We start from the raw sequence: 21709 nt of genomic DNA on the forward strand, positions 1-21709 counted from the left end.
GTTCCTTGCCGACATAATCTTTGAGCTCTGCAACTGGAACATAGGGCATTGAGACTCTCCTTGGGTTCATCGGTTTTATAGTTTTTCAGGTGGGGGATTTGACCGCCCTGCGAACCACTGTAGATCAACATGGCGATTTGCTCCGGTCAACCTGCCATGCTTTTGGCGAATGCCGATCCATAGCGCAGCCGTGCTTATAATGCTGACGACTTGCGGGGTGAAAAGTAAGACGGAGATGTCGGATGTTGCTACGTGGCCTGACCATGCTGGTGCTGTTCCAATTGCTTGGCACGGCGCTCAACCATTTGTTGTTGCCGGTGCTGCCGGGGCCGATCATCGGCCTGCTGCTGTTGCTGGTGTTTTTGATCATTCGTGGTGAGGTCGGCGAGCCGCTGAACCTGGCGGCGGGCAGTCTGCTGCGTTATTTGCCGTTGCTACTGGTGCCGCCGGCGGTGGGCGTGATGGTGTATGCGAGCGACATTGCCGCCGATTTCTGGGCAATTGTCGGCGCGCTGGTGCTGTCGTTGATTCTGTCGATGGCCTTCGCCGGGGTGTTGATGCAGCGCCTGGTCAGGCGCCATGCGCACCGGTCGGAGGAGTCCTGATGCTTTTCGACTGGCAAGGCGCCTGGGCTTCGGTCATTCATCATCCGCTGTTCGGCATCGGCATCACCCTCGGCGCCTATCAACTGGTGCTGGCGGCCTTCGAGAAAACCCGCTGGATCTTTCTGCAGCCGGTGCTGGTCTCCATGCTGTTGGTGATCGGTGTGCTGGTTGGCTGCGGCCTGACTTACGCCGAGTACCGCAAGAGCACCGAGATCCTCAGCATTCTGCTGGGGCCGGCGACGGTGGCGCTGGCGGTACCGCTGTATCTGAACCTCAAACGCATCCGCCAATTGTTCTGGCCGATTTTTACTACGCTGGTGATTGGTGGGGTGGTTGCTACGGGCATGGGTGTTTTGCTGGGCTGGTGGTTCGGTGCCGAGCACATGATCCTGATGACCATGGCACCGAAATCGGTCACTTCGCCGATTGCGATGCTGGTGGCCGAGCAGATCGGGGGCGTCGCGGCGCTGGCAGCGGTGTTCGTACTGATCACCGGGGTGATCGGCGCGATCTTCGGCCCGGCGCTGCTGACCCGTCTCGGCGTGCACAGCCCCGAGGCGCGCGGCATGGCGCTGGGCATGACCGCACACGCGGTTGGCACCTCGGTGGCGTTGCAGGAGAGCGATGAGTGCGGTGCCTTCGCGGCGCTGGCGATGAGTCTGATGGGCGTGGCCACGGCGGTTTTCCTGCCGTTGGCGGTGTCGATGGTGGTCTAAGGAAATGTCTATGAGTCTGCCGCTTTTCCCGCTCAACACAGTGCTGTTTCCCGGCTGCAACCTCGACTTGCAGATCTTCGAGGCGCGCTATCTGGACATGATCGGCCGCTGCATGAAACAGGGCGGTGGCTTCGGCGTGGTGTGCATCCTCGAAGGCCACGAGGTCGGCGTCGCACCCGAAGGCTTTGCTCTGGTCGGCTGCGAGGCGCGGATCACGGATTTTCAGCAACAGGACAATGGCTTGCTGGGTATTCGGGTGCAGGGCGGTCGGCGTTTTCAGGTGCTGAGCACCGAAGTGCAGCGCGATCAGTTGATCCTCGCCGACGTCGAGTGGCTGGACGATGAACCCGAGCAACCGCTGCAGGACGAGGACGCCGATCTGGTCGCGCTGCTCAAGGCCCTGGCCGAGCACCCGATGGTCGAGGCGTTGAACATGGGCAATGAAGCGCTCGGGCAGCAGTCGCTGGCCAATCAGCTGGCGTATCTGCTGCCGTTCGCCGAAGAAGACAAGATCGACCTGCTGCAACTCGACGATCCGCAGCAGCGGCTGGATGCGATCCAGGCGCTGCTCGACGAGTTGCAGGGCGAATTGTTCGCCTAGACCTTGCCTGGTGCAGGCGCAAGGATCACCAGTTGTGCCGGGTCGATGCGGCGCGTGAGGTCGCCATCGATACCCCAGACGTCGCGGGTCGAATCGTAATACACCTTGCCCGTGTGTTCGCCAGCGACGCCAACGTTGTCGACAGTGAGCAGTACCGCCAGTTCATAGCGCTGGCGATGGGCCTGAATGTCCTGGAGCAGTGCATCGATGCTGACATAAGCGCGCGCGTTGATCACATACATCTGCAAGACAGCGAACAGCAGCGATACCTCATAGGTGTTGCCCGCGGAGGTGACAACACTGACCGACTCCACTGGCAGGTCATCGTCCACCGAGGGCAGCTCGATCAGCACGATGCCTATGTGCAGGTGCTGGCCGTTCAGTCTGATGTCATGCACCGTGATGAACTCTTGCATCTGCGCGGTATGGATGGTCCAGCGCGAGGCGTCGGCGGTTCCGGCGAGGGCGTCGGGGGTGGACAGGCGGATGATCGAGTTACTGGCCGGATAGACGTCGTAGCTCGAGCTTTGCCCTTGCAGCACATAGATGCCCTGATGGCGGCTGGCATTGATGTCGATGCGATGGGGCAGAGCAGGCAGCAGTCGTGTCTGTGCGACCTGCGGTCTGCTGAACAGGTATGTTCCTTGTCGCGGCTGCAGGCAATGCATCGCGGCGAGGGATTTGTCACCCGGTTGCGCGGCGTCTTCGGCGTAGTTCACCCGAGGTGGCGCCAGGCGCCAGGACTTGCCGTCCTGAAACACCAGCACCACGTCGTGGGCATTGTGAATACCCGGTGTGAGGTAACGGTTGCCTGTGTATCGGCCTGAACCGGGTTTCTCCTGCGTAATGCCCGTGAAGTTGACGGTCTTGTGTGGCAGGACAATCCAGAGATTGAAATGGCCGTAGGTCAGCTTCGTATAGGCTGCAGCAGAGTTGTGCGCCTGCACTTCGTAACTCGCCCTGACGGCATGAATTTCGCTGCTCCTGTAGTCCAGATAAACCACGCTGGAGGTTTTGGCCGTGCCTTTGTAGGCGATGAAAAAGACCTTGTGTGGGTTGCGAGACACGAAAAAATGCTGGACCGACGGCCCGCTCAGCACGGTCGTCGCACCATTGATGGTGAAGGGGGCGGGCGGTGCTTCACCGCTGGTGAGCACGATGACGTCAATTTCCTGCGATGTCAGGCCTGGCAACTGAGCGGGCAGGGAAGGCATCAGCTGATAACCATCCTGTGTCCTGAACAGCCATTGGCTGTTGTTCAGTTGTCGTTGCCCTGCGACCTCTTTGTAGACGTCCTCGAGGGTCAGGACATGTTCGGGCAACTCGCCATCGTCGCCGCGCAATGAAGTAATGCGCAGTGCGGTGCCGCGGACCTCCCAGCGCTGGATCCTCTGCAGCGGCCAGCCGAACTCGATTTCGCTGGGGTGTCCGGGGTCTTCGACAATCGTCGTTTCGACTGTCGTGTCAGCCAGATAGTAGCGATCGCGACCGATGCCGCCGTTAGCCTTGCTGTAAGGCCCGCGTACCACGATCGAATCGTCTCCGGCCCCGGCCTCGATCAAATCGTTGCCGTTGGCGGTGATACGGTTGGGTTGGTCGTTGCCAATGACCCGACTCTGGCCCAGGTGCAGGGTCGAGATGTTCTCGACCGACTCGATCCTGGCGACCTGCACCGGCTCAGTCTGCGGGGCAGTGCCGAGCAGGGCAATGCTGCCGTTTTGCAGGTCGACGGTGTAGCCGGCGTGTCGAGTGTCCTGCAAGGGACGGCGACCTTCGAACGCCAGCAAGTCGGTACCATCACCGCCCCGCAACGCGCTGAGAGGGACAGGCGATTGCTGGCGGTTCAGGTCGCTGACGGTAGTCTGAAAATAGAATTCGTCATTCTTTTCTCCGCCGGTCAGGGTCTTGGTGCCGCTGCGATAGCTGAAGAAATTGGCTTTATGCGCAAGGCCTGTGACCTTGTCCTGCCCATCGCCCAGTTGCCAAAAAATACCCCTGTCCGCGCCGGGTTCGCCCGTTACCAGACCGCCGAGGTTCGCGGGCAAACCATCCCGCGCATCGATGACGTCATCGCTGCCGACGATGACCGGCTCATTGACGAGCTTGAATGGTTTTTCCCCGGCTTGTTCGTTCCAGGCGTGGTGCCAGACCTTCGTCGGCTCAAGCTCGACGCGAAAACTGCCGTTGACCACCTGCTCGATGTGTTTTTTGTACGCGCCGTCGAGCAGTTGTCTGGCCGAGCTTTCCAATTGCCGGTTGTGTGTCTGCAAGGCCTTGGCGACGCTGAAGCGATCCAGTACATCCTGATCCAGTTCCTGGCGGGTGAAGGCGAACCAGCCAGAGCGCAAGCGTTCATGGGCGCTCAGCTCGATGTAATCGTCGATATCGTCCACTACGCGTGCCGCCCGGTAGATTTCCGCACCGAGCACCAGAACGGCGGCAGCGACGATGCCGACAGGCCCGGCGGTACTGGCGAAACCGGCCAGTGAGGCCAGGCCCAGCGCTGTGCTGATACTGGCGCTCGCCACGCTCAGGGCGCCGGACACGTATTGATCCTGTGCCTGCTTGCCGGTAGTCCGGGTGGCTGCATCGAAGGACTTGATCGCGCTTGCAATGTCGAATGGCAGCGTCAGGACACTGGCAAACAAGCCCCCGCCGCGGGTCAGCACCTTGCCTGCCGAGGTCGCGCTGAAACCGGCGAATACGGTGCCGCCGTGTTTGAGCATCGACTCGCCGGCCTTGGCCATCAACACTTCGGCGGCGATCGAGCCAATTTCGCTGGCAATCCCCCCAGCATTGAACAGGACCTCGCCCACATCACGGTTTTTGATGGCGTCCGCGATGCCCAGGACGCCGCTGTACAAGCCATACAGCTGCAATCCCACGCCAGCTCCGCTCTGCAGTCGGGTTTTGGCTTTGTCGACCCATGTGGGCAGGTGTTCGAGCGACTCGACCCGATGAATGTCGATTTCCTGCAGGGTGCCCAGAAGTTTGCCAAAGCGCTGCATTGTGTCCTCGGGCGGCGCTGCGGTTACGGGATCGAACAGGGGCGGGGCGCCGGGCGATCGGGCACAGGCCAGTTCGAAGAAAAACAGCGCCACGGTGGAATTGTCAGCGACCGGGGCAGCTTTTATCCGTGCTTCGACCCGGCCCGGGGCGAAGCTCAAAGCGTCAAGAAATGCCTGCTCGGGTTGCTTGAAATTGACGTTTTGCGGGGTAACCGGATTGCCATTGACCCGTGCGCCCATCACTTGCAGTTCAGTTCGGGTGATGGTCAGCTCTCCGATGACCAGTGGTCCGAAACGTTTGTCCAGAGCTGCCAGCGACTTGGCTGGGGGGGGATTCGTCGGCGCGATGGGGGCCGGACGTGCTGCGCCGGGCGTGTGTGGATTGGCTGGTGCTGCAATGGGCGTTATTCGCAGGGCGCCATTATCTGTGCCATCCGTGGCTGGCGCGCTAAGTGTTGTCATTGTTCGAATCCTTTTCACAATGAAGTGTATGTAACTGCCGATGTCGTATCGGCAGTTGCACAAGTTGTCCTGGTGGTTGTTTGAACTTGAGAAGCAACTATTGCGAAGCGTTTATTCGGGCCAATTTATGTCATGGCCGAATTCGGCGTACTGTCCCGATAATTGAAGAACGGGTTTTCCGGCCATCTCCAATTGATGAATCAGGTTGTCGTATTCGTGTTTGTTGGCCTGACCGGAATGTGTCGCCTGTGTGATGCGCTCGGCGCTGGCGCCTGCCTGATCGGCAATGTCCTGGACCCTGGCCGCTTTGGACAATGTCGAGTCGAGCAGCCAGATTCGTTCGGCGCCAATGCCTTTGCCGGTCACTGACACCAGCCCCTCGTAGTGATCATCGGGAAACCAGGTGGGCGAAGTTTCTGCAGCGGCGCTATTGAACAGATAGTTTTCCTCCCGCGGGACCACTTCCAGGCCGCGGGTGTCGAGGACGTAGATAAACATCTCGCTCTGGCGAGTCCTGACCGCTGTGTAGTTGCGCTCGTGATTCCAGGCCACGGTGGTGTCGGTATCCGACCATCCAGCTTCGTCATCGCCCGATGTGCTGGCGCTATCGCTTTCATCGCCACTGCCGGTCTTGCCTGGGTAGCGATTGGTCTGACTGTTGTAAAGCAGGTATTCGGGGTCCGGTTTGCTGGCGTAGACCCGCGCTTCACCGAGACTGAAGGTCGCGCTGATCGGCTTGTCGGTGGTGGCGCCGGGCTGGTGGTTGTAACGCGGCAGCATCGCATCGTCAGCGGCCAGTTCGAACGGGGTACGGTCATCGCCCCGGAACAGGGCCGGGATGTCTGTCCGGTACAGGCAACGGTTGATGTTGCGCCGATATCCCATGTTGGCCAGAAGCGTCTCGCGCAGAGTTTCGGTGAGACTGTCTTGCGGCGAATACCAAGGGTGTCGGGCTTCGCGCTTGAGATTCAACTCGGCGGTCATTTGACTGGCGAGACGTTCGAGGTATCCGGTCTGGCCGGCATCTTCTGTCTGGCGCTTGTGGGTTTCGACCCACTCGGGAAGTGCAAGGTGGCTGCGCAGATCCTCTCGCAGGCGTAACAACTGGCTGGGCAGCAGGTTGCAGGATTGCAGCAGGGCCTGTCGCCGGGCGGTATCCAGCGTCGGGTGCAACCATTTGAAATGGACGTGGACCAGTTCGCCCAACGGCTCCTTGAATAATCTTGCCTGCAGCCCGGGCGCCGGCCTGCCGGTAGCATGAGATTGAGTGCGGAAGCGTTCGATATCCTGTCCCTGCAGTTCGTAGGCCTGCCAGATTTCCTTGTCGGTCCAGTGCGGCAAATGTTCGGGTTGCGCAGCGAATCCCCGAGCCGGTGGGGCGACTTCGACCCAGCGTCCCTGTTCGTCCTCAAAGGCAAATCGCCTGGCCGCGTGCTCCGGGCCAACGCCGAAGCGCGGCTCCAGCTCGTAGTAGCCCTGAGCATCCGGCGAGCGTGCAGTCGACGTGTAGATGTTCTCATCGATAAACACGGGGGCAACGGTAGGGCGTGGCACTTTCGGCGCGGGGGCGGATTCCGGTTCGACAGATGCCGGTCGTTTGCCGCGCGTACTCTCGGGAGCCGGTTCTGTACCGGACGCCAGACGCCAGGTCGGTTTACCGTCGTCCTTGAGCAGGGGCGGCCCGGATGGCAGGCGCTCGGTCAGCAGCTTCGCCCGCCACGCATCGGTATGCGGGTCGAATACCGCATGCACGGTGCGCAATACGCCTTCATGCTCAACATCGACAAACGTGCGCCCCACGATGTAGCGAAAACCCTCGGCATCGGCGGGCTGCATGTTGCGCAGGAAATTCGGCGATAGCCAGAAGCGGTCGATGGGCTGCGCGTCCGGCGAAGTGCGGGAGAGGTCCCGGGTTGGTGTATGGCTCGGTTCGACAGAAACCATGCCCGTTTCGGAGGGGGCTGCCCGGTCGGCTGGATCGATTCGACGGGTGGCAGTTGGCTGTATGTCAGGAGGGCGAATGCCGTGAGGGGCGGATGTGTCTGGCAGGCGGGTGGGTGGCGAAGGCAAATCGACTTTCGCAGGTGGTGTAACCGATGGTTTGAACGGTGTCTTCGGACTCATTAATAAATTCCATTTAATTAAAGTGTCTATTTTTAAATATCAGTGCGTGTGTTTGTTCCGGGTTTCTCTTTTATGTGTATGTGTGACTTATTGTTGCGTGATGGTATTTTTGGCTGGGTTTAATTTAATGCATTTTCTGTCTTTGGATATAAGCAAGTGTTCTGATTTGCCAGTTGCTGTGTAACTTTAATTGTTTGTTGAATTTTATTTTCGCCATGCAGCGGCGCGCCACTCTCTGTGAAAATTCCGAGAGTAGCGGCCACAAGGGCATTGGTTTGTTTTGGTGATCAGTAGGCGTAACGCAGCAATGTATGAGGCAGGTGTCTGAAAACAAAGAAGCCGAACAATGCAATCAGAGATGGCAGGATGAGCCACCAGACCTTGAACGGCATGGCGTCAAGCGCTGTGTGCCGCTGGCTCAGCGACAGGCCGGCGGCACATACGCAGGCTGCGAGCATCGCGCCGGCCAGAATGTCGGTTGGCCAGTGAGCGCCCAGGTAAACGCGCGACAAGGCAATCGAGAGTGCCGGGATACAGGCGAGCAGCAGCCAGGTCAGGCGCATGCGTGGCGGCTGGCCGCGACCGGCGAGTACCGCCAGCACCAGAAACAGCGCGAACGACCCCGATGCGTGACCGCTGGGCATGCTGTAGCTGGTCAGTGGATCGGTCAGCACTTCCGGGCGAACCCGGGCGAAAAACTGCTTGGTGACGGTATTCAGCAGTGCTGTGCACAGCAGCGTACCGCCGGCAAAGATCGCCTGGCGCCATTGCCTGCACAGCAGCAACAGACCGGTGAGCAGGGCGCTGAACAGCAGCATGTTGCGAAACTCACCGATCAGGGTGAAGGTCACCGCGATTTCATCCAGCAGTGGTTGGCGATGTTCCTGCACGAGGGTCATCACGCCCTGGTCGAGGGCGCTCAGGTACGGATAGCCGATGAACAGCCCGATCAGAATCAACAGGCTCATGCTGCTGATCCAGATTGTTGCCCGGCGATGGCGCCGCAAGCTGCTGTTGACGCTCAGGCCAACCATCACCGCGATGCTGGCGGCGACGATACCGGCCTGCAGCCAGAAACCTTCCGGCAGCGGCAAGCGGATCGCCGCGCCCGTGGCCCAGCCTGGCAGCAGATAGGCGATGCTCCAGCCGGCGGCAGCCAGCAGGCTGACTGCGGCGAAGCGTGGGAAGGGCATGTCGCACATCCCGGCCACCATCGGCAGCATCGGCCGCAGCGGCCCGATGAAACGACCGACCAGCAAACTGGCGATACCGTAACGCTGGAAGTAGGTTTCGGCCCCGGCCATCCATTCCGGGTGATGGCGCAGACCGGGCAAGCGGCGGATGTTCTGGTGGAAGTGACGGCCGAGGAAATACGAAATCACATCACCCAGAATCCCGCCGAGAAAACCCAGCAGCAGGGTTTCGCTGAGCGACAACGCGCCACTGCCGGCCAGTACCGCGACGGCAAACAGCAACACGGTGCCCGGCACGATCAGTCCGGCAATCGCCAGACATTCCACGAAGGCGACAATCAATACGGCGGCGGCCAGCCACTGCGGATTGGCCGCCAGCCAACCGGTTACGCTATCGAGCCATGGGCCCATACAAATAACTCCATTTTATTGATCACCCTGTGTAGGAGCTGCCGCAGGCTGCGATCTTTTGATCTTCTAAAGCAAAGATCGCAGCCTGCGGCAGCTCCTACAGGTTTACGTGTTTACAGCAGGAAATAATCGCGACCTTCGACCTGGCCCCGGCGTAGCGGGTTGCGCGTGCACCATTGCGCATAACTGGCGTCGACGAAGCGGTACATCAGGTGCTCGTCGCGGCCCTGGGGGATGCCCAGGCGGGTGGTCTGGATAACCCGGGTCGGCGCCGGCCCGGTCTCTTCCACCAGTATCAGCTCATGATCGAAACGCTTGGCGTCCCACATCGGCACCTTCAAACCCAGTGCCTTGCACAGCAGCGTTTGCCCGGCGCAGAGCTTTTGCGAGGGGCGCGGTCGGCCCTGAGCATCGGGGTTGTTCAGCAGCATCTGCGCCAGACTTGCCGGTCCGCTGACTTCATCGACCCACGGGTAGGCCGATTTGATCAACACGGCATTGCCCGGCCCCTGGGCGCTGAAGTTCAGCGAATCGCCGCCACGGGCGTAATACATATAGATGTGTCCGCCATCCAGAAACAAAGCCTTACGTTTTTCCGTGTAGCCGAGAGACGCGTGACTGCCTTTTTCCGCGCAGTAATAGGCTTCGGTTTCGATGATCCGGGCGCTGAGCCACAGATCGCCGACCCGATGACGGATGACTTTGCCGAGCAGATCGCGGGCCAGCACTTGCGCGTCACGGTCAAAGAAAGCGTCCGGAAGGCCCAGTGGCAGGCGCCGGGCGGTGGCGCGAACGGTCAGGTTGGACATGGCAAACAGTTTTTATCCAGGCGAAGGAGGTCGTGATGATAACAATCCGAGGCTTAATTACGGCTGAACGTCGGCAAATTGCAGTCCATTTCGACCATCCGCCTGTCACCGCTGTTAGTCCCGGGACGCGACAGCTATAATCTGCCGCTTTCCTCTTTGCCAAGACCCCAGCAGACCATGACTGAGTCCGTTCTTGACTACATGACCCGATTGGGTCGCGCCGCCCGCGAAGCCTCCCGGGTCATCGGCCGTGCCAGCACCGCGCAGAAAAACCGCGCCTTGCAGGCCGCTGCCAATGCGCTGGACGCTGCGCGCGCCGAGCTGGCCGCAGCCAATGAACAGGATCTGGCCGCCGGTCGCGCCAATGGTCTGGAACCGGCACTGCTGGAACGTCTGGAACTGACCCCGGCGCGTATCGACGGCATGATCGTCGGCCTGCGTCAGGTGGCGGCGTTGCCGGATCCGGTCGGTGCGATCCGCGACATGAACTTCCGCCCGTCCGGCATTCAGGTCGGCAAGATGCGCGTACCGCTGGGCGTGATAGGGATCATCTACGAATCCCGTCCCAACGTGACCATCGATGCCGCCAGTCTGTGTCTGAAGTCGGGCAACGCGACCATCCTGCGTGGTGGTTCGGAGGCGATTCATTCCAACCGGGCGATTGCCGCGTGCATCCAGCGCGGTCTGGCCGAGGCCGAGTTGCCGGCAGCGGTGGTGCAAGTGGTCGAAACCACCGACCGCGCTGCCGTTGGCGCGATGATCACCATGCCCGAGTACGTCGATGTGATCGTGCCGCGCGGTGGCCGTGGCCTGATCGAGCGCATCAGCCGCGATGCCCGCGTGCCGGTGATCAAACATCTGGACGGCATCTGCCACGTATTTGTCAGCGAGCACGCCGATCTGGCGAAAGCACAGCGCATCGCCTTCAATGCCAAGACCTACCGTTACGGCATCTGTGGCGCGATGGAGACCCTGCTCGTCGATCAAAGTGTTGCGAAGAATTTCCTGCCGTCGATGGCCGCCCAGTTCCGCGAAAAAGGCGTCGAGCTGCGTGGCTGCGAGCGCACCCGGGCGATCATCGACACGGTGGCGGCCAGCGAAGACGACTGGAGTACCGAGTATCTGGCGCCGATCCTGTCGATCCGCGTGGTCGACGGACTGGACCAGGCCATCGAACACATCAACCATTACGGCTCGCACCACACCGACTCGATCGTCAGCGAAAACCTCGCCGACACCCGGCGTTTCGTGGCCGAAGTCGACTCGGCGTCGGTGATGATCAACACCCCGACCTGCTTCGCCGATGGATTCGAATACGGATTGGGTGCCGAGATCGGCATTTCTACTGATAAGCTGCACGCCCGCGGCCCGGTGGGCCTCGAAGGACTGACCTGCGAGAAGTACATCGTGGTCGGTGATGGCCAGTTGCGCGGCCAGGCGACGGTCTGACTTGACCGACCTCGACCTGACAGCGCCGCAAACCGGCAGCGAGTCTCGCCCGCAACGCATCGGCGTGCTGGGCGGCACGTTCGACCCGGTGCACATCGGCCATTTGCGCGGTGCGCTGGAAGTCGCCGAAGCGCTGGCGCTCGACGAGCTGCGCATGATGCCCAGCGCCCGGCCGCCGCACCGCGATACGCCGCAGGTGTCGGCGCAGGATCGGCTGGCGATGGTCGAGTGCGCGGTGGCCGGAGTGCCGCCGCTGGTGGTGGACGCCCGCGAATTGCAGCGGGACAAGCCGTCCTGGACCATCGATACCCTGGAGTTGATGCGCGCAGAAGTGCCCGCCGAAACCCAGGTTTTTCTGCTTTTGGGCTGGGACGCATTTTGCGGCCTGCCCACTTGGCATCGCTGGGAAGAGTTGCTCCAGCATTGCCACATCCTGGTGCTACAGCGCCCGGACGCCGACAGCGAACCGCCGGATGCCTTGCGCAACCTGCTGGCAGCGCGTTCGGTGAGCGACCCGCTGGCCCTGAAAGGGCCGAGCGGACAGATTGCATTCGTCTGGCAGACACCGCTCGCGGTTTCCGCCACCCAGATCCGTCAACTGCTGGCCAGCGGTAAGTCGGTACGTTTCCTGGTGCCCGACGCGGTCCTGGCCTACATCGATGCGCACGGTCTGTACCGTGCGTCGAACTGAACAAGGCGTGCTTCGCTGATACGAATCCACGTATCGCCAAGCCGCCGAATACATGAGCAAAACGAGTTTTATATGACCGACAAAGATGTAAGCAAAGTCAAGCGCAAAGGCACGTTCAAGAGCGCGCCGCTGCCGGAAGTCGCCAACACCAACGAGCCGCTCAAGGGCGACGAGCTGGTCAAGGTTGCCGTGGCAGCCCTGGAAGACGTCAAGGCACAAGACATCCAGATCATCGATGTTCGCGACAAGCAGAGCATCACCGACTACATGATCATCGCCACCGGTACGTCCAATCGCCAGATCAACGCGATGCTGGACAAGGTTCGCGAAGAAGTGAAAAAGCAGGGCGCCAAGCCGCTGGGCGAAGAAGGCAAGGGCGACAGCGACTGGGTGCTGCTCGACCTGGACCTGGTGATCGTGCACATGATGACCGCCTCGGCGCGTCAGTTCTACGACCTGGAACGCCTGTGGGCCGGTGCCGAGCAAAGCCGTGCGGCAGACGCCAAGCACCACAGCCCGGAAAACACCCACGAGCATTTCACCAAGCTCAACAAAGACCAGCTGTAAGGGATCGCTGTGCGACTGCGACTGATCGCCGTCGGTTCACGCATGCCCAAGTGGGTGGAAGAAGGCTGGCATGAATATGCCAAGCGTCTTCCGTCCGAGCTGGCGCTGGAACTGGTGGAAATTCCGCTCAATACCCGTGGCAAGAACGCCGACGTGGCCCGTTTCATCCGCCAGGAAGGCGAAGCCATGCTGGCCAAGGTCGGGCCGAACGAGCGGATCGTCACGCTGGAAGTCCACGGCAAACCCTGGAGCACCGAGCAACTGGCGGTCGAACTCGACCGCTGGCGGCTGGATTCGCGCACGGTCAATTTCATGGTCGGCGGCCCCGAAGGGCTGGCGCCGGAAGTCTGCGCCCGCGCCGATCAGCGCTGGTCGCTGTCGCCGTTGACCTTGCCGCACCCGCTGGTGCGGATCCTGATCGGCGAACAGTTGTACCGTGCCTGGACCGTGCTGTCCGGTCACCCTTACCACAAGTAGTCCTGCCCTCATGTCTCAGCCGATCCGCATCAAGGACCACGAAAAGGACGCCCGCCTGGTGCGTAGCCGCGTCGTGTTCGGGGCCATTGCGGTCATGCTGTTGATCTGCGTATTGATCGCGCGGCTGTACTACTTGCAGGTGATCCAGTACGAGTACCACTCGACACTCTCGGAAAACAACCGCGTCCACGTGCAGCCGATTCCGCCGACCCGCGGCCTGATCTTCGACCGCAACGGCGTGGTGGTGGCGGACAACCGTCCCAGCTTCAGCCTGAGCATGACCCGCGAGCGCTCCGGTGACTGGCAGCAAGTGCTCGACGTGATCGTCGAAGTGCTGCAACTGACACCCGAGGACCGGGTGATCTTCGAGAAGCGCATGCGTCAGGGGCGCCGGCCATTCGAACCGGTGCCAATCCTGTTCGAGCTGACCGAAGAGCAGATCGCCCGGATCGCGGTGAACCAGTTCCGCCTGCCCGGTGTGGAAGTGGTCGCGCAACTGGTGCGCCACTACCCGCAGGGCGCGCATTTTGCGCACTCGGTGGGTTACATGGGGCGCATCAACGAGAAAGAGCTCAAGACCCTCGACCCGGTCAACTACAGCGGCACCCACCACATCGGCAAAACCGGCATCGAGCGTTTCTACGAGCCGGAACTGCACGGCCAGGTGGGTTACGAGGAGGTCGAGACCAACGCCCGGGGCCGCGTATTGCGCGTACTCAAGCGGACCGATCCGATTCCCGGCAAGGACATCGTCCTGAGTCTGGACATCAAATTGCAGGAAGCGGCCGAAGCCGCACTGGGCGGGCGGCGCGGCGCGGTGGTTGCGCTCGATCCGAACACTGGCGAAGTGCTGGCGATGGTCAGTCAGCCGAGTTTCGACCCGAACCTGTTTGTCACCGGCATCAGCTTCAAGGCCTATGCCGAGCTGCGCGATTCGATCGACCGGCCGCTGTTCAACCGGGTGCTGCGCGGTCTGTATCCGCCGGGCTCGACGATCAAACCGGCGGTGGCGATTGCCGGCCTCGATGCCGGTGTGGTGACAGCGTCGAGCCGGGTGTTCGACCCCGGTTACTACATGCTGCCTAACTACGATCACAAATACCGCAACTGGAACCGCACCGGTGACGGCTTCGTCGATCTCGATACGGCGATCATGCGTTCCAACGACACCTACTTCTATGACCTGGCGCACAAACTGGGCATCGATCGGCTGTCGGCCTACATGAACAAGTTCGGCATCGGCCAGAAGGTCTCGCTGGACATGTTCGAAGAATCCCCCGGCCTGATGCCGTCCCGCGAGTGGAAGCGTGCGACGCGCAAGCAGGCCTGGTTCCCGGGCGAAACCCTGATTCTGGGGATTGGCCAGGGTTATATGCAGTCCACACCGTTGCAGTTGGCGCAGGCCACGGCGCTGGTGGCCAACAAAGGCATCTGGAACCGGCCGCACCTGGCCAAGACCATCGAAGGCGCAAAACCTCTGGATGAGAACCCGATGCCGGACATCGTCCTGCGCGATCCGTCGGACTGGACCAAGGTCAACCACGGCATGCAGCAGGTGATGCACGGGGCCCGGGGTACGGCGCGCAAGGCAGCTGTCGGTGCGCAATACCGTATCGCCGGCAAGTCCGGTACGGCGCAGGTGGTGGCAATCAAGCAAGGTGAAAAATACGACCGCTCCAAGGTTCAGGAGCGCCATCGCGACCACGCCCTGTTCGTCGGATTTGCCCCGGCCGACAACCCGAAAATCGTGGTTTCGGTGATGGTCGAGAACGGTGAGTCCGGCTCCGGTGTGGCCGCGCCAGTCGTGCGTCAGGTCATGGATGCCTGGCTTCTGGATCAGGAGGGTCGATTGAAGGCCGAATACGCCGGCCCTATCAGTGCGGAGGCTACGGCCCGTGATGAATAACTTTGATCGCATGCTCTCCAGTGAGGATGTGATGCGTCGCCGTGCGACGCTGCTGCAACGCCTGCATATCGATGGCCCGCTGTTGATCCTGCTGCTGATCCTCGCGGCGGGCAGTCTGTTCGTGCTGTATTCGGCCAGTGGCAAGAGCTGGGATCTGCTGGGCAAGCAAGCCACTTCGTTCGGCATCGGTCTGGTGTCGATGATTATCATTGCCCAGTTCGAACCGCGCTTCATGGCCCGTTGGGTGCCGCTCGGGTATGTGGTGGGTGTGGTGCTGCTGATCGTGGTGGACATCATGGGCCACAACGCCATGGGCGCCACGCGCTGGATCAACATCCCCGGAGTGATCCGTTTTCAGCCCTCGGAGTTTCTGAAAATCCTCATGCCGGCGACGATTGCCTGGTATCTGTCCAAGCGCACGCTGCCGCCGCAGCTCAAGCACGTCGGCATCAGTCTGATGCTGATCGGCGTGCCGTTCATTCTGATCGTGCGCCAGCCTGACCTCGGTACTGCGCTGCTGATTCTGGCCGGCGGCGCGTTCGTGCTGTTCATGGGCGGGCTGCGCTGGCGCTGGATCCTCAGCGTGCTGGCCGCCGCCGTGCCGGTGGCGATTGCCATGTGGTTTTTCATCATGCACGACTACCAGAAGCAGCGGATCCTCACGTTCCTCGACCCGGAAAGCGATCCCCTCGGCACTGGCTGGAATATCATTCAATCCAAAGCCGCGATCGGCTCCGGTGGCGTGTTCGGCAAGGGCTGGCTGCTGGGCACCCAGTCGCACCTGGACTTTTTGCCGGAAAGCCACACTGACTTCATCATCGCCGTACTCGGCGAAGAGTTCGGTCTGGTGGGCATCTGCGCGCTGCTGCTGATCTATCTGCTGCTGATCGGTCGCGGCCTGGTGATTACCGCCCAGGCACAGACGCTGTTCGGCAAATTGCTCGCCGGCGCGCTGACCATGACGTTTTTTGTTTATGTTTTCGTCAACATCGGTATGGTCAGTGGCCTGTTGCCGGTGGTGGGGGTGCCGTTGCCCTTCATTAGCTACGGAGGAACTTCGCTGGTGACACTGCTGTCAGCGTTTGGGGTTTTGATGTCGATTCATACGCATCGCAAGTGGATCGCACAGGTTTGAATAAGGTGAAGAGTTCAATGCAAGTCATGCGCAGCTGGGCGACTCGTTACGCGCCGTGGGTCGGCCTGGTCGGCATCCTTGGCAGCGCGCAGGAAGCGCTGGCCGGCGATTACGAAGGCTCGCCGCAGGTGGCCGAGTTCGTCGGTGAAATGACCCGCGACTACGGTTTTGCCGGTGAGCAACTGATGGCGGTGTTCCGCGAGGCGCAGCGCAAGCAGGCGATTCTCGACGCTATCTCCAAACCTGCCGAGCGGGTCAAGCAATGGAAGGAATATCGCCCGATGTTCCTGACCGACGCGCGCATCGCCCGCGGTGTGGACTTCTGGCGCCAGCACGAGGCTGTGCTGGCCCGCGCCGAGCAGGAATACGGCGTACCGGCACAGGTCATCGTGTCGATTATTGGCGTCGAAACCTTTTTCGGACGTAATACCGGCAATTACCGGGTGATCGATGCCTTGTCCACGCTGGGTTTCGACTATCCTCCCCGTGCCGAATTTTTCCGCAAGGAACTGCGTGAGTTTTTGTTGCTGGCCCGTGAAGAGCAGGTCGATCCACTGACCCTCAAAGGCTCGTACGCCGGGGCGATGGGGCTGCCGCAGTTCATGCCGAGCAGCTTTCGCGCCTATGCGGTGGATTTCGACGGTGACGGCCACATCAATATCTGGACCAATCCGGATGATGCGATCGGCAGCGTCGCCAGCTACTTCAAGCGCCACGGCTGGGTCGCCGGGGAGCCTGTGGTCAGTCGCGCCGATGTGCGTGGCGAGCAGGTCGACGAAGGCCTGACCACCGGGATCGAGCCGACGAAGACAGTTGGAGAGTTGCGGGCGCTGGGCTGGTCAAGTCATGATGCGCTGCGCGATGATATGCCGGTTACTGCATTTCGCCTCGAAGGCGACAACGGCCCTGAATACTGGATGGGCCTGAAGAATTTCTACGCGATCACGCGTTATAACCGCAGCGTGATGTACGCCATGGCCGTATATCAACTGTCTGATGAGCTGGTAAAAGCACGGGGCGTCAAGTAATGCGGGCATTGCCTATCAATAAACCCCTGAAGCTGGTGGCATTCGCTGCGTTGGCGGTGCTGGTCGCCAGCTGTTCGACCAGCCGCGCGCCGACCCAGAAGACTTCGTCCACCGCCGTGCGTGCACAGCCGGGGCTGGACATCAACCGCGCGCACAAAGACGGCGCGCCGTGGTGGGACGTGGATGTTTCGCGCATCCCCGATGCCACGCCGACCCTGCACACCGGCCCGTACAAGGCCAACCCGTACACCGTGCTGGGCAAGACCTATTTCCCGTTGCAGGAATCCAAGACCTACGTGGCCTCGGGCACGGCGTCCTGGTACGGCACCAAGTTTCACGGCCAGAACACCGCCAACGGCGAAGTGTATGACCTGTACGGCATGAGTGCCGCCCACAAGACTCTGCCACTGCCAAGTTACGTTCGGGTGACCAACCTGGACAACAACAGAAGCGTTATCCTGCGGGTCAACGATCGCGGGCCTTTCTATTCGGACCGGATCATCGACTTGTCCTATGCAGCTGCGAAGAAGCTTGGCTACGCTGAAATCGGCACCGCACGGGTCAAGGTCGAGGGCATCGATCCGCAGCAATGGTGGGCCGCGAAGGGCCGTCCGGCGCCTTTGATGCTCAACGAGCCGCAAGTCGCGCAGAATAGCGCCCCGGTCATTACGGCATCGGCCGGTACCATCGAGCAGTGGACGCCACCGCCGCAGCAACATGCCTCTGACACTGTCCCTGTACAGATCAGCGCAAAAAAAAACGCTTCTGCACCAGCGTCTGGCCAGTATCTGCAGGTGGGCGCGTTCGCCAACCCGGACGCTGCAGAACTCCTGAGGTCCAAGCTGAGCGGGATGGTGAGCGCTCCGGTGTTCATCAGCTCGATCGTGCGCAATCAGCAGACCCTGCACCGGGTACGCCTGGGGCCGATCGGTTCGCCGGGTGAGATCGCCCAGGTGCAGAACAGCGTGCGCCTGGCCAATCTCGGTTCGCCGAGCGTGGTCACCGAGTAAGAAACGTAGCACTTGATTGACGGTTCACTTGCGGTTTTGGGGGGTGAACCAGGTTGTTGGCTCGTCGAAGAACAAAAGCCCGGCAAGGGTGACTGGAGTGAGCAACTGAACACGCGATGGCCCGTTAGAAGGCTGTCTGAATAGTTTTGCCCTCGGGCAAGTTTCCATTAGCGATTTCGAGAGACGGATGAACATCACCACCTTTGCCAAACGCCTGTGTCTGCTAGTCCCGCTGCTCCTCTCGCCAGCCGCCTTCGCGGCCGAGATGATGCCGTCGCCACCTCAACTGGCTGCAAAAGCCTACGTGCTCATGGACGCCAGCAGCGGCAACGTGCTGGTGGAGAACAACGGTGACCAGCGTCTGCCGCCAGCCAGCCTGACCAAACTGATGACCGCGTACATCGCTACGCTGGAAATCCGTCGTGGCCAGATCGGTGAAAACGATCCGGTGACCGTCAGCGAAAACGCCTGGCGTACCGGCGGTTCGCGGATGTTCATCAAAGTCGGCTCGCAAGTGACCGTCAGCGACCTGCTGCACGGCATCATCATCCAGTCCGGCAACGACGCCAGCGTGGCGCTGTCCGAGCACATCGCCGGCAGCGAAGATGCTTTCGCCGACCTGATGAACAAGACCGTTACCGATCTGGGCATGACCAACTCCCACTTCATGAACCCGACCGGTCTGCCGAACCCTGAGCACTACTCGTCGGCTCACGACATGGCGATTCTGGCCCGTGCGATCATCCACGAAGACCCGGCTCACTACGCGATCTACTCGCAGAAAGAGTTCTTCTGGAACGGCATCAAGCAGCCTAACCGCAACCTGTTGCTGTGGCGCGACAAGACCGTTGACGGTCTGAAAACCGGTCACACCGACGAAGCGGGCTACTGCATGGTGTCCTCGGCTGTCCGTGACGGCCAGCGTCTGATCGCCGTGGTGTTCGGCACCAACAGCGAAGTGGCTCGCGCCGCTGAAACCCAGAAGCTTTTGACCTACGGCTTCCGTTTCTTCGAAACCCAGACCTTCTACCAGAAGGGCACCGAACTGGCTCAGGCTCCGGTGTGGAAAGGCACCACCAGTCAAGTCAAGGCCGGCCTGGCTGAAGACCTGACCATGACCCTGCCAAAAGGCCAGCTGAAAAAGCTCGCTGCCAGCATGACCATGAACCCGCAACTGACCGCGCCAATCGCCAAGGGCGACGTGATCGGTAAAGTCGAAGTGAAACTGGACGACAAGGTGGTGCACAGCGCCGACCTGATCGCCCTGGACGCTGTCGAAGAGGGTGGTATCTTCCGCCGCATGTGGGATAGCATCCGTCTATTCTTCTACGGCTTGTTCAACTGATTTGTGTTGACCTGCATGGCCCCGCCCCGATCTGGTGCGGGGCCATGTGCGTTACCACGGCTTGCGCTCTAGAGGCCGTTACGCCATGACCGATACCGAAGTAAAGGCGCCAAAGATCGAATTCCCGCAGGTTGATTATCCGGTTAAGGTGATCAGCGATACGGGTGTGGGTCACAAGGACAAGATCATCGAAATCGTGAAGAAATTCGCGACCATCAACGATGAGCGTGTCGATGAACGATCCAGCAGCAACGGTAAATACACCACTATCCAGTTGCACATCGTCGCGACCGATCAGGATCAGCTGTACAACATCAACAGCGAACTGCGGGCGACCGGTTTCGTACACATGGTGTTGTGATGCCGGGCACGCTGGGCTTTCGTGAACTTGGCCAGATGGCTTACGAGCCGGTCTGGCATGCCATGCAACGCTTCACCAACGAACGCGGCAGCGATGCCGCCGACGAAATCTGGCTGGTCGAGCACCCTCCGGTGTTCACCCAGGGCCAGGCCGGCAAAGCCGAACACCTGCTGCTGCCGGGCGATATCCCGGTGGTACAGGTCGATCGCGGCGGGCAGGTGACTTATCATGGCCCCGGCCAACTGGTGGCCTACCTGTTGCTGGACGTACGCAAGCTGGGTTTTGGCGTACGTGATCTGGTCACGCGCATGGAACACTGCCTGATCGAACTGCTGGCCAGCTATGGCGTGACCGCTGTAGCCAAGCCAGATGCTCCCGGCGTCTACGTCGACGGAGCGAAAATCGCTTCTCTGGGTTTGCGGATTCGCCACGGTTGCTCCTTTCACGGCCTGGCCCTGAACGTGGACATGAACCTGGAACCGTTTCGACGGATTAATCCCTGCGGCTATGCCGGGCTGGCGATGACCCAGCTGAGCGATCACGCAGGATCGATTGAATTTGCCGAGGTAAGTGCCCGGCTGCGCGCGCAGCTCGTCAAACACCTCGACTATGCTGAGCAGACGACCCTGACGGGCGGAATCGACTGATATGACTACTGATGCAGTGCAAACCATGATCCCGACGCTCGACGTGACCGAGCGCCCGGCCCCGCGTCCCAAGGTTGAAGCCGGCGTCAAGCTGCGCGGCGCCGAGAAGGTTGCACGCATCCCGGTAAAGATCATTCCGACCACCGAATTGCCGAAGAAACCTGACTGGATTCGTGTACGCATCCCGGTTTCGCCGGAGGTCGACCGGATCAAGAGCCTGCTGCGCAAGCACAAGCTGCACAGCGTCTGCGAAGAAGCGTCCTGCCCGAACCTGGGCGAGTGCTTCTCCGGCGGCACCGCGACCTTCATGATCATGGGCGACATCTGCACCCGTCGCTGCCCGTTCTGCGACGTCGGCCACGGTCGTCCGAAGCCACTGGACGTCAACGAGCCGGAAAGCCTGGCGATCGCCATCGCCGACCTCAAGCTCAAGTACGTGGTGATTACCTCGGTTGACCGCGACGACCTGCGCGACGGCGGTGCCCAGCACTTCGCCGACTGCATCCGCGAGATCCGCAAGCTGTCGCCGAACGTGCAGTTGGAGACTCTGGTCCCGGACTACCGTGGCCGCATGGACATCGCCCTGGAAATCACCGCAGCCGAGCCACCGGATGTGTTCAACCACAACCTGGAAACCGTGCCGCGCCTGTACAAGGCTGCGCGTCCGGGTTCGGACTACCAGTGGTCGCTGACCCTGCTGCAACGCTTCAAGCAGATGATGCCGCACATTCCGACCAAGTCCGGCCTGATGCTGGGCCTGGGCGAGACCGACGACGAAGTCATCGAAGTCATGAAGCGCATGCGCGAGCACGACATCGACATGCTGACCCTCGGTCAGTACCTGCAACCGTCGCGCAGCCACTTGCCGGTGCAGCGTTTCGTGCACCCGGACACCTTCGCCTGGTTCGCCGAGGAAGGTTACAAGATGGGCTTCAAGAACGTCGCTTCCGGCCCGCTGGTACGTTCCTCGTATCACGCTGACGAGCAGGCGAAACTGGTCAAGGCCGAGCTGCTCGGTTCCTGATCCGGCGCTGACAGCATCGAAAAATACCCGCTTCGGCGGGTATTTTTGTTTGGGCCTGTGAAAACCTGTGGCGAGGGAGCTTGCTCCCGTCAGGGGCGAAGCCGTTCCGTAAAACCTGGGGTCGCTGCGCAACCCAGCGG

At 61.0% G+C, this 21709-nt stretch carries 19 protein-coding genes; 15 read left to right on the forward strand and 4 right to left on the reverse strand.

All coding sequences use genetic code 11. The features are described from left to right. Nucleotides 1–242 precede the first annotated feature (242 nt). Genes DBR18_RS08185 through DBR18_RS08195 form a run of 3 tightly spaced genes read left to right on the forward strand, consistent with a single transcriptional unit; the run spans nt 243 to nt 1922 of the window. On the forward strand, nt 243–605 hold the full coding sequence (locus tag DBR18_RS08185) for a CidA/LrgA family protein (protein WP_108589969.1): 363 nt from the start codon (nt 243–245) through the stop codon (nt 603–605). After that, the gene (locus DBR18_RS08190; protein ID WP_007960614.1) at nt 605–1321 is read left to right on the forward strand and encodes an LrgB family protein; all 717 of its coding nucleotides are present in this window, start codon (nt 605–607) and stop codon (nt 1319–1321) included. The genes DBR18_RS08185 and DBR18_RS08190 overlap by 1 nt, the downstream gene beginning before the upstream one ends. A gap of 10 nt (nt 1322–1331) precedes the next feature. Further along, nucleotides 1332–1922: an LON peptidase substrate-binding domain-containing protein gene (locus tag DBR18_RS08195; RefSeq protein WP_108589970.1), complete on the forward strand. Its 591-nt coding sequence runs from the start codon at nt 1332–1334 to the stop codon at nt 1920–1922. Here the strand turns inward: DBR18_RS08195 and DBR18_RS08200 are convergent. From DBR18_RS08200 to DBR18_RS08215, 4 genes are all read right to left on the reverse strand, one after another. Further along, nucleotides 1919–5392 carry a calcium-binding protein gene (locus DBR18_RS08200; RefSeq protein ID WP_256588625.1) on the reverse strand — a complete coding sequence of 1158 codons (3474 nt, stop codon included), beginning with the start codon at nt 5390–5392 and terminating at the stop codon, nt 1919–1921. The two genes, DBR18_RS08195 and DBR18_RS08200, sit on opposite strands and share 4 nt — an antisense overlap. A gap of 111 nt (nt 5393–5503) precedes the next feature. After that, on the reverse strand, nt 5504–7336 hold the full coding sequence (locus tag DBR18_RS08205) for a hypothetical protein (RefSeq protein ID WP_256588626.1): 1833 nt from the start codon (nt 7334–7336) through the stop codon (nt 5504–5506). A 467-nt stretch (nt 7337–7803) separates the two neighbouring features. After that, nucleotides 7804–9120, reverse strand: a complete 1317-nt coding sequence (locus DBR18_RS08210; protein WP_108589972.1) for a bifunctional DedA family/phosphatase PAP2 family protein — start codon at nt 9118–9120, stop codon at nt 7804–7806. Nucleotides 9121–9233: 113 nt separating this feature from the next. Further along, nucleotides 9234–9929 carry a DNA-3-methyladenine glycosylase gene (locus tag DBR18_RS08215; RefSeq protein WP_108589973.1) on the reverse strand — a complete coding sequence of 232 codons (696 nt, stop codon included), beginning with the start codon at nt 9927–9929 and terminating at the stop codon, nt 9234–9236. A gap of 177 nt (nt 9930–10106) precedes the next feature. Between DBR18_RS08215 and DBR18_RS08220 the strand changes: the two genes are divergently transcribed. The 12 genes from DBR18_RS08220 to lipA all read left to right on the forward strand — a co-directional run bounded on the left by DBR18_RS08220 (nt 10107) and on the right by lipA (nt 21569). Further along, entirely contained in the window at nt 10107–11378 is a 1272-nt protein-coding gene (locus DBR18_RS08220) for a glutamate-5-semialdehyde dehydrogenase (RefSeq protein ID WP_108589974.1), read from the forward strand. After that, on the forward strand, nt 11347–12069 hold the full coding sequence (gene nadD, locus DBR18_RS08225; RefSeq protein WP_108589975.1) for a nicotinate-nucleotide adenylyltransferase: 723 nt from the start codon (nt 11347–11349) through the stop codon (nt 12067–12069). Before DBR18_RS08220 ends, nadD begins: the two co-directional genes overlap by 32 nt. Nucleotides 12070–12141: 72 nt before the next feature. Then, the gene (gene rsfS / locus DBR18_RS08230; RefSeq protein WP_007960601.1) at nt 12142–12636 is read left to right on the forward strand and encodes a ribosome silencing factor; all 495 of its coding nucleotides are present in this window, start codon (nt 12142–12144) and stop codon (nt 12634–12636) included. Nucleotides 12637–12645: 9 nt separating this feature from the next. Beyond that, complete coding sequence (gene rlmH / locus DBR18_RS08235; RefSeq protein WP_003185785.1) at nt 12646–13113, forward strand: 23S rRNA (pseudouridine(1915)-N(3))-methyltransferase RlmH; 468 nt, start codon at nt 12646–12648, stop codon at nt 13111–13113. A gap of 10 nt (nt 13114–13123) precedes the next feature. Next, nucleotides 13124–15019, forward strand: coding sequence for a penicillin-binding protein 2 (gene mrdA, locus DBR18_RS08240; protein WP_108589976.1), 1896 nt, complete (start codon nt 13124–13126; stop codon nt 15017–15019). 31 nt (nt 15020–15050) lie between these two features. Further along, entirely contained in the window at nt 15051–16154 is a 1104-nt protein-coding gene (rodA, locus tag DBR18_RS08245) for a rod shape-determining protein RodA (protein ID WP_177482357.1), read from the forward strand. A gap of 17 nt (nt 16155–16171) precedes the next feature. Next, on the forward strand, nt 16172–17182 hold the full coding sequence (gene mltB, locus DBR18_RS08250) for a lytic murein transglycosylase B (protein WP_108589978.1): 1011 nt from the start codon (nt 16172–16174) through the stop codon (nt 17180–17182). Next, entirely contained in the window at nt 17182–18192 is a 1011-nt protein-coding gene (locus DBR18_RS08255) for a septal ring lytic transglycosylase RlpA family protein (protein ID WP_041065003.1), read from the forward strand. The genes mltB and DBR18_RS08255 overlap by 1 nt, the downstream gene beginning before the upstream one ends. A 187-nt stretch (nt 18193–18379) precedes the next feature. Then, nucleotides 18380–19537 (forward strand): D-alanyl-D-alanine carboxypeptidase family protein, encoded by a 1158-nt coding sequence (locus tag DBR18_RS08260; RefSeq protein ID WP_025108693.1) that lies wholly within the window; start codon nt 18380–18382, stop codon nt 19535–19537. Nucleotides 19538–19622: 85 nt separating this feature from the next. Continuing rightward, nucleotides 19623–19898 (forward strand): DUF493 domain-containing protein, encoded by a 276-nt coding sequence (locus DBR18_RS08265; protein WP_003228544.1) that lies wholly within the window; start codon nt 19623–19625, stop codon nt 19896–19898. Beyond that, nucleotides 19898–20545: a lipoyl(octanoyl) transferase LipB gene (lipB, locus tag DBR18_RS08270; protein ID WP_003228543.1), complete on the forward strand. Its 648-nt coding sequence runs from the start codon at nt 19898–19900 to the stop codon at nt 20543–20545. The genes DBR18_RS08265 and lipB overlap by 1 nt, the downstream gene beginning before the upstream one ends. 25 nt (nt 20546–20570) lie before the next feature. Continuing rightward, nucleotides 20571–21569 carry a lipoyl synthase gene (gene lipA / locus DBR18_RS08275; protein WP_162130488.1) on the forward strand — a complete coding sequence of 333 codons (999 nt, stop codon included), beginning with the start codon at nt 20571–20573 and terminating at the stop codon, nt 21567–21569. The last annotated feature ends 140 nt before the right edge of the window (nt 21570–21709 follow it).

It is taken from the genome of Pseudomonas sp. HMWF021 (assembly GCF_003061005.1).
GTDB lineage: Bacteria > Pseudomonadota > Gammaproteobacteria > Pseudomonadales > Pseudomonadaceae > Aquipseudomonas.

Excerpts from the sequence above, each read along its gene's own strand:
- nadD (WP_108589975.1), top strand. The coding sequence starts at position 11,347 with ATGGCCAGTTGCGCGGCCAGGCGACGGTCTGACTTGACCGACCTCGAC.
- mltB (WP_108589978.1), top strand. The coding sequence starts at position 16,172 with ATGCAAGTCATGCGCAGCTGGGCGACTCGTTACGCGCCGTGGGTCGGC.
- DBR18_RS08260 (WP_025108693.1), top strand. The coding sequence starts at position 18,380 with ATGAACATCACCACCTTTGCCAAACGCCTGTGTCTGCTAGTCCCGCTG.
- DBR18_RS08255 (WP_041065003.1), top strand. The coding sequence starts at position 17,182 with ATGCGGGCATTGCCTATCAATAAACCCCTGAAGCTGGTGGCATTCGCT.
- rodA (WP_177482357.1), top strand. The coding sequence starts at position 15,051 with ATGCGTCGCCGTGCGACGCTGCTGCAACGCCTGCATATCGATGGCCCG.
- lipA (WP_162130488.1), top strand. The coding sequence starts at position 20,571 with ATGATCCCGACGCTCGACGTGACCGAGCGCCCGGCCCCGCGTCCCAAG.
- rsfS (WP_007960601.1), top strand. The coding sequence starts at position 12,142 with ATGACCGACAAAGATGTAAGCAAAGTCAAGCGCAAAGGCACGTTCAAG.
- DBR18_RS08220 (WP_108589974.1), top strand. The coding sequence starts at position 10,107 with ATGACTGAGTCCGTTCTTGACTACATGACCCGATTGGGTCGCGCCGCC.
- DBR18_RS08210 (WP_108589972.1), bottom strand. The coding sequence starts at position 9,120 with ATGGGCCCATGGCTCGATAGCGTAACCGGTTGGCTGGCGGCCAATCCG.
- lipB (WP_003228543.1), top strand. The coding sequence starts at position 19,898 with ATGCCGGGCACGCTGGGCTTTCGTGAACTTGGCCAGATGGCTTACGAG.
- DBR18_RS08215 (WP_108589973.1), bottom strand. The coding sequence starts at position 9,929 with ATGTCCAACCTGACCGTTCGCGCCACCGCCCGGCGCCTGCCACTGGGC.
- DBR18_RS08195 (WP_108589970.1), top strand. The coding sequence starts at position 1,332 with ATGAGTCTGCCGCTTTTCCCGCTCAACACAGTGCTGTTTCCCGGCTGC.
- DBR18_RS08200 (WP_256588625.1), bottom strand. The coding sequence starts at position 5,392 with ATGACAACACTTAGCGCGCCAGCCACGGATGGCACAGATAATGGCGCC.
- DBR18_RS08185 (WP_108589969.1), top strand. The coding sequence starts at position 243 with ATGTTGCTACGTGGCCTGACCATGCTGGTGCTGTTCCAATTGCTTGGC.
- DBR18_RS08190 (WP_007960614.1), top strand. The coding sequence starts at position 605 with ATGCTTTTCGACTGGCAAGGCGCCTGGGCTTCGGTCATTCATCATCCG.
- mrdA (WP_108589976.1), top strand. The coding sequence starts at position 13,124 with ATGTCTCAGCCGATCCGCATCAAGGACCACGAAAAGGACGCCCGCCTG.
- DBR18_RS08265 (WP_003228544.1), top strand. The coding sequence starts at position 19,623 with ATGACCGATACCGAAGTAAAGGCGCCAAAGATCGAATTCCCGCAGGTT.
- DBR18_RS08205 (WP_256588626.1), bottom strand. The coding sequence starts at position 7,336 with ATGGTTTCTGTCGAACCGAGCCATACACCAACCCGGGACCTCTCCCGC.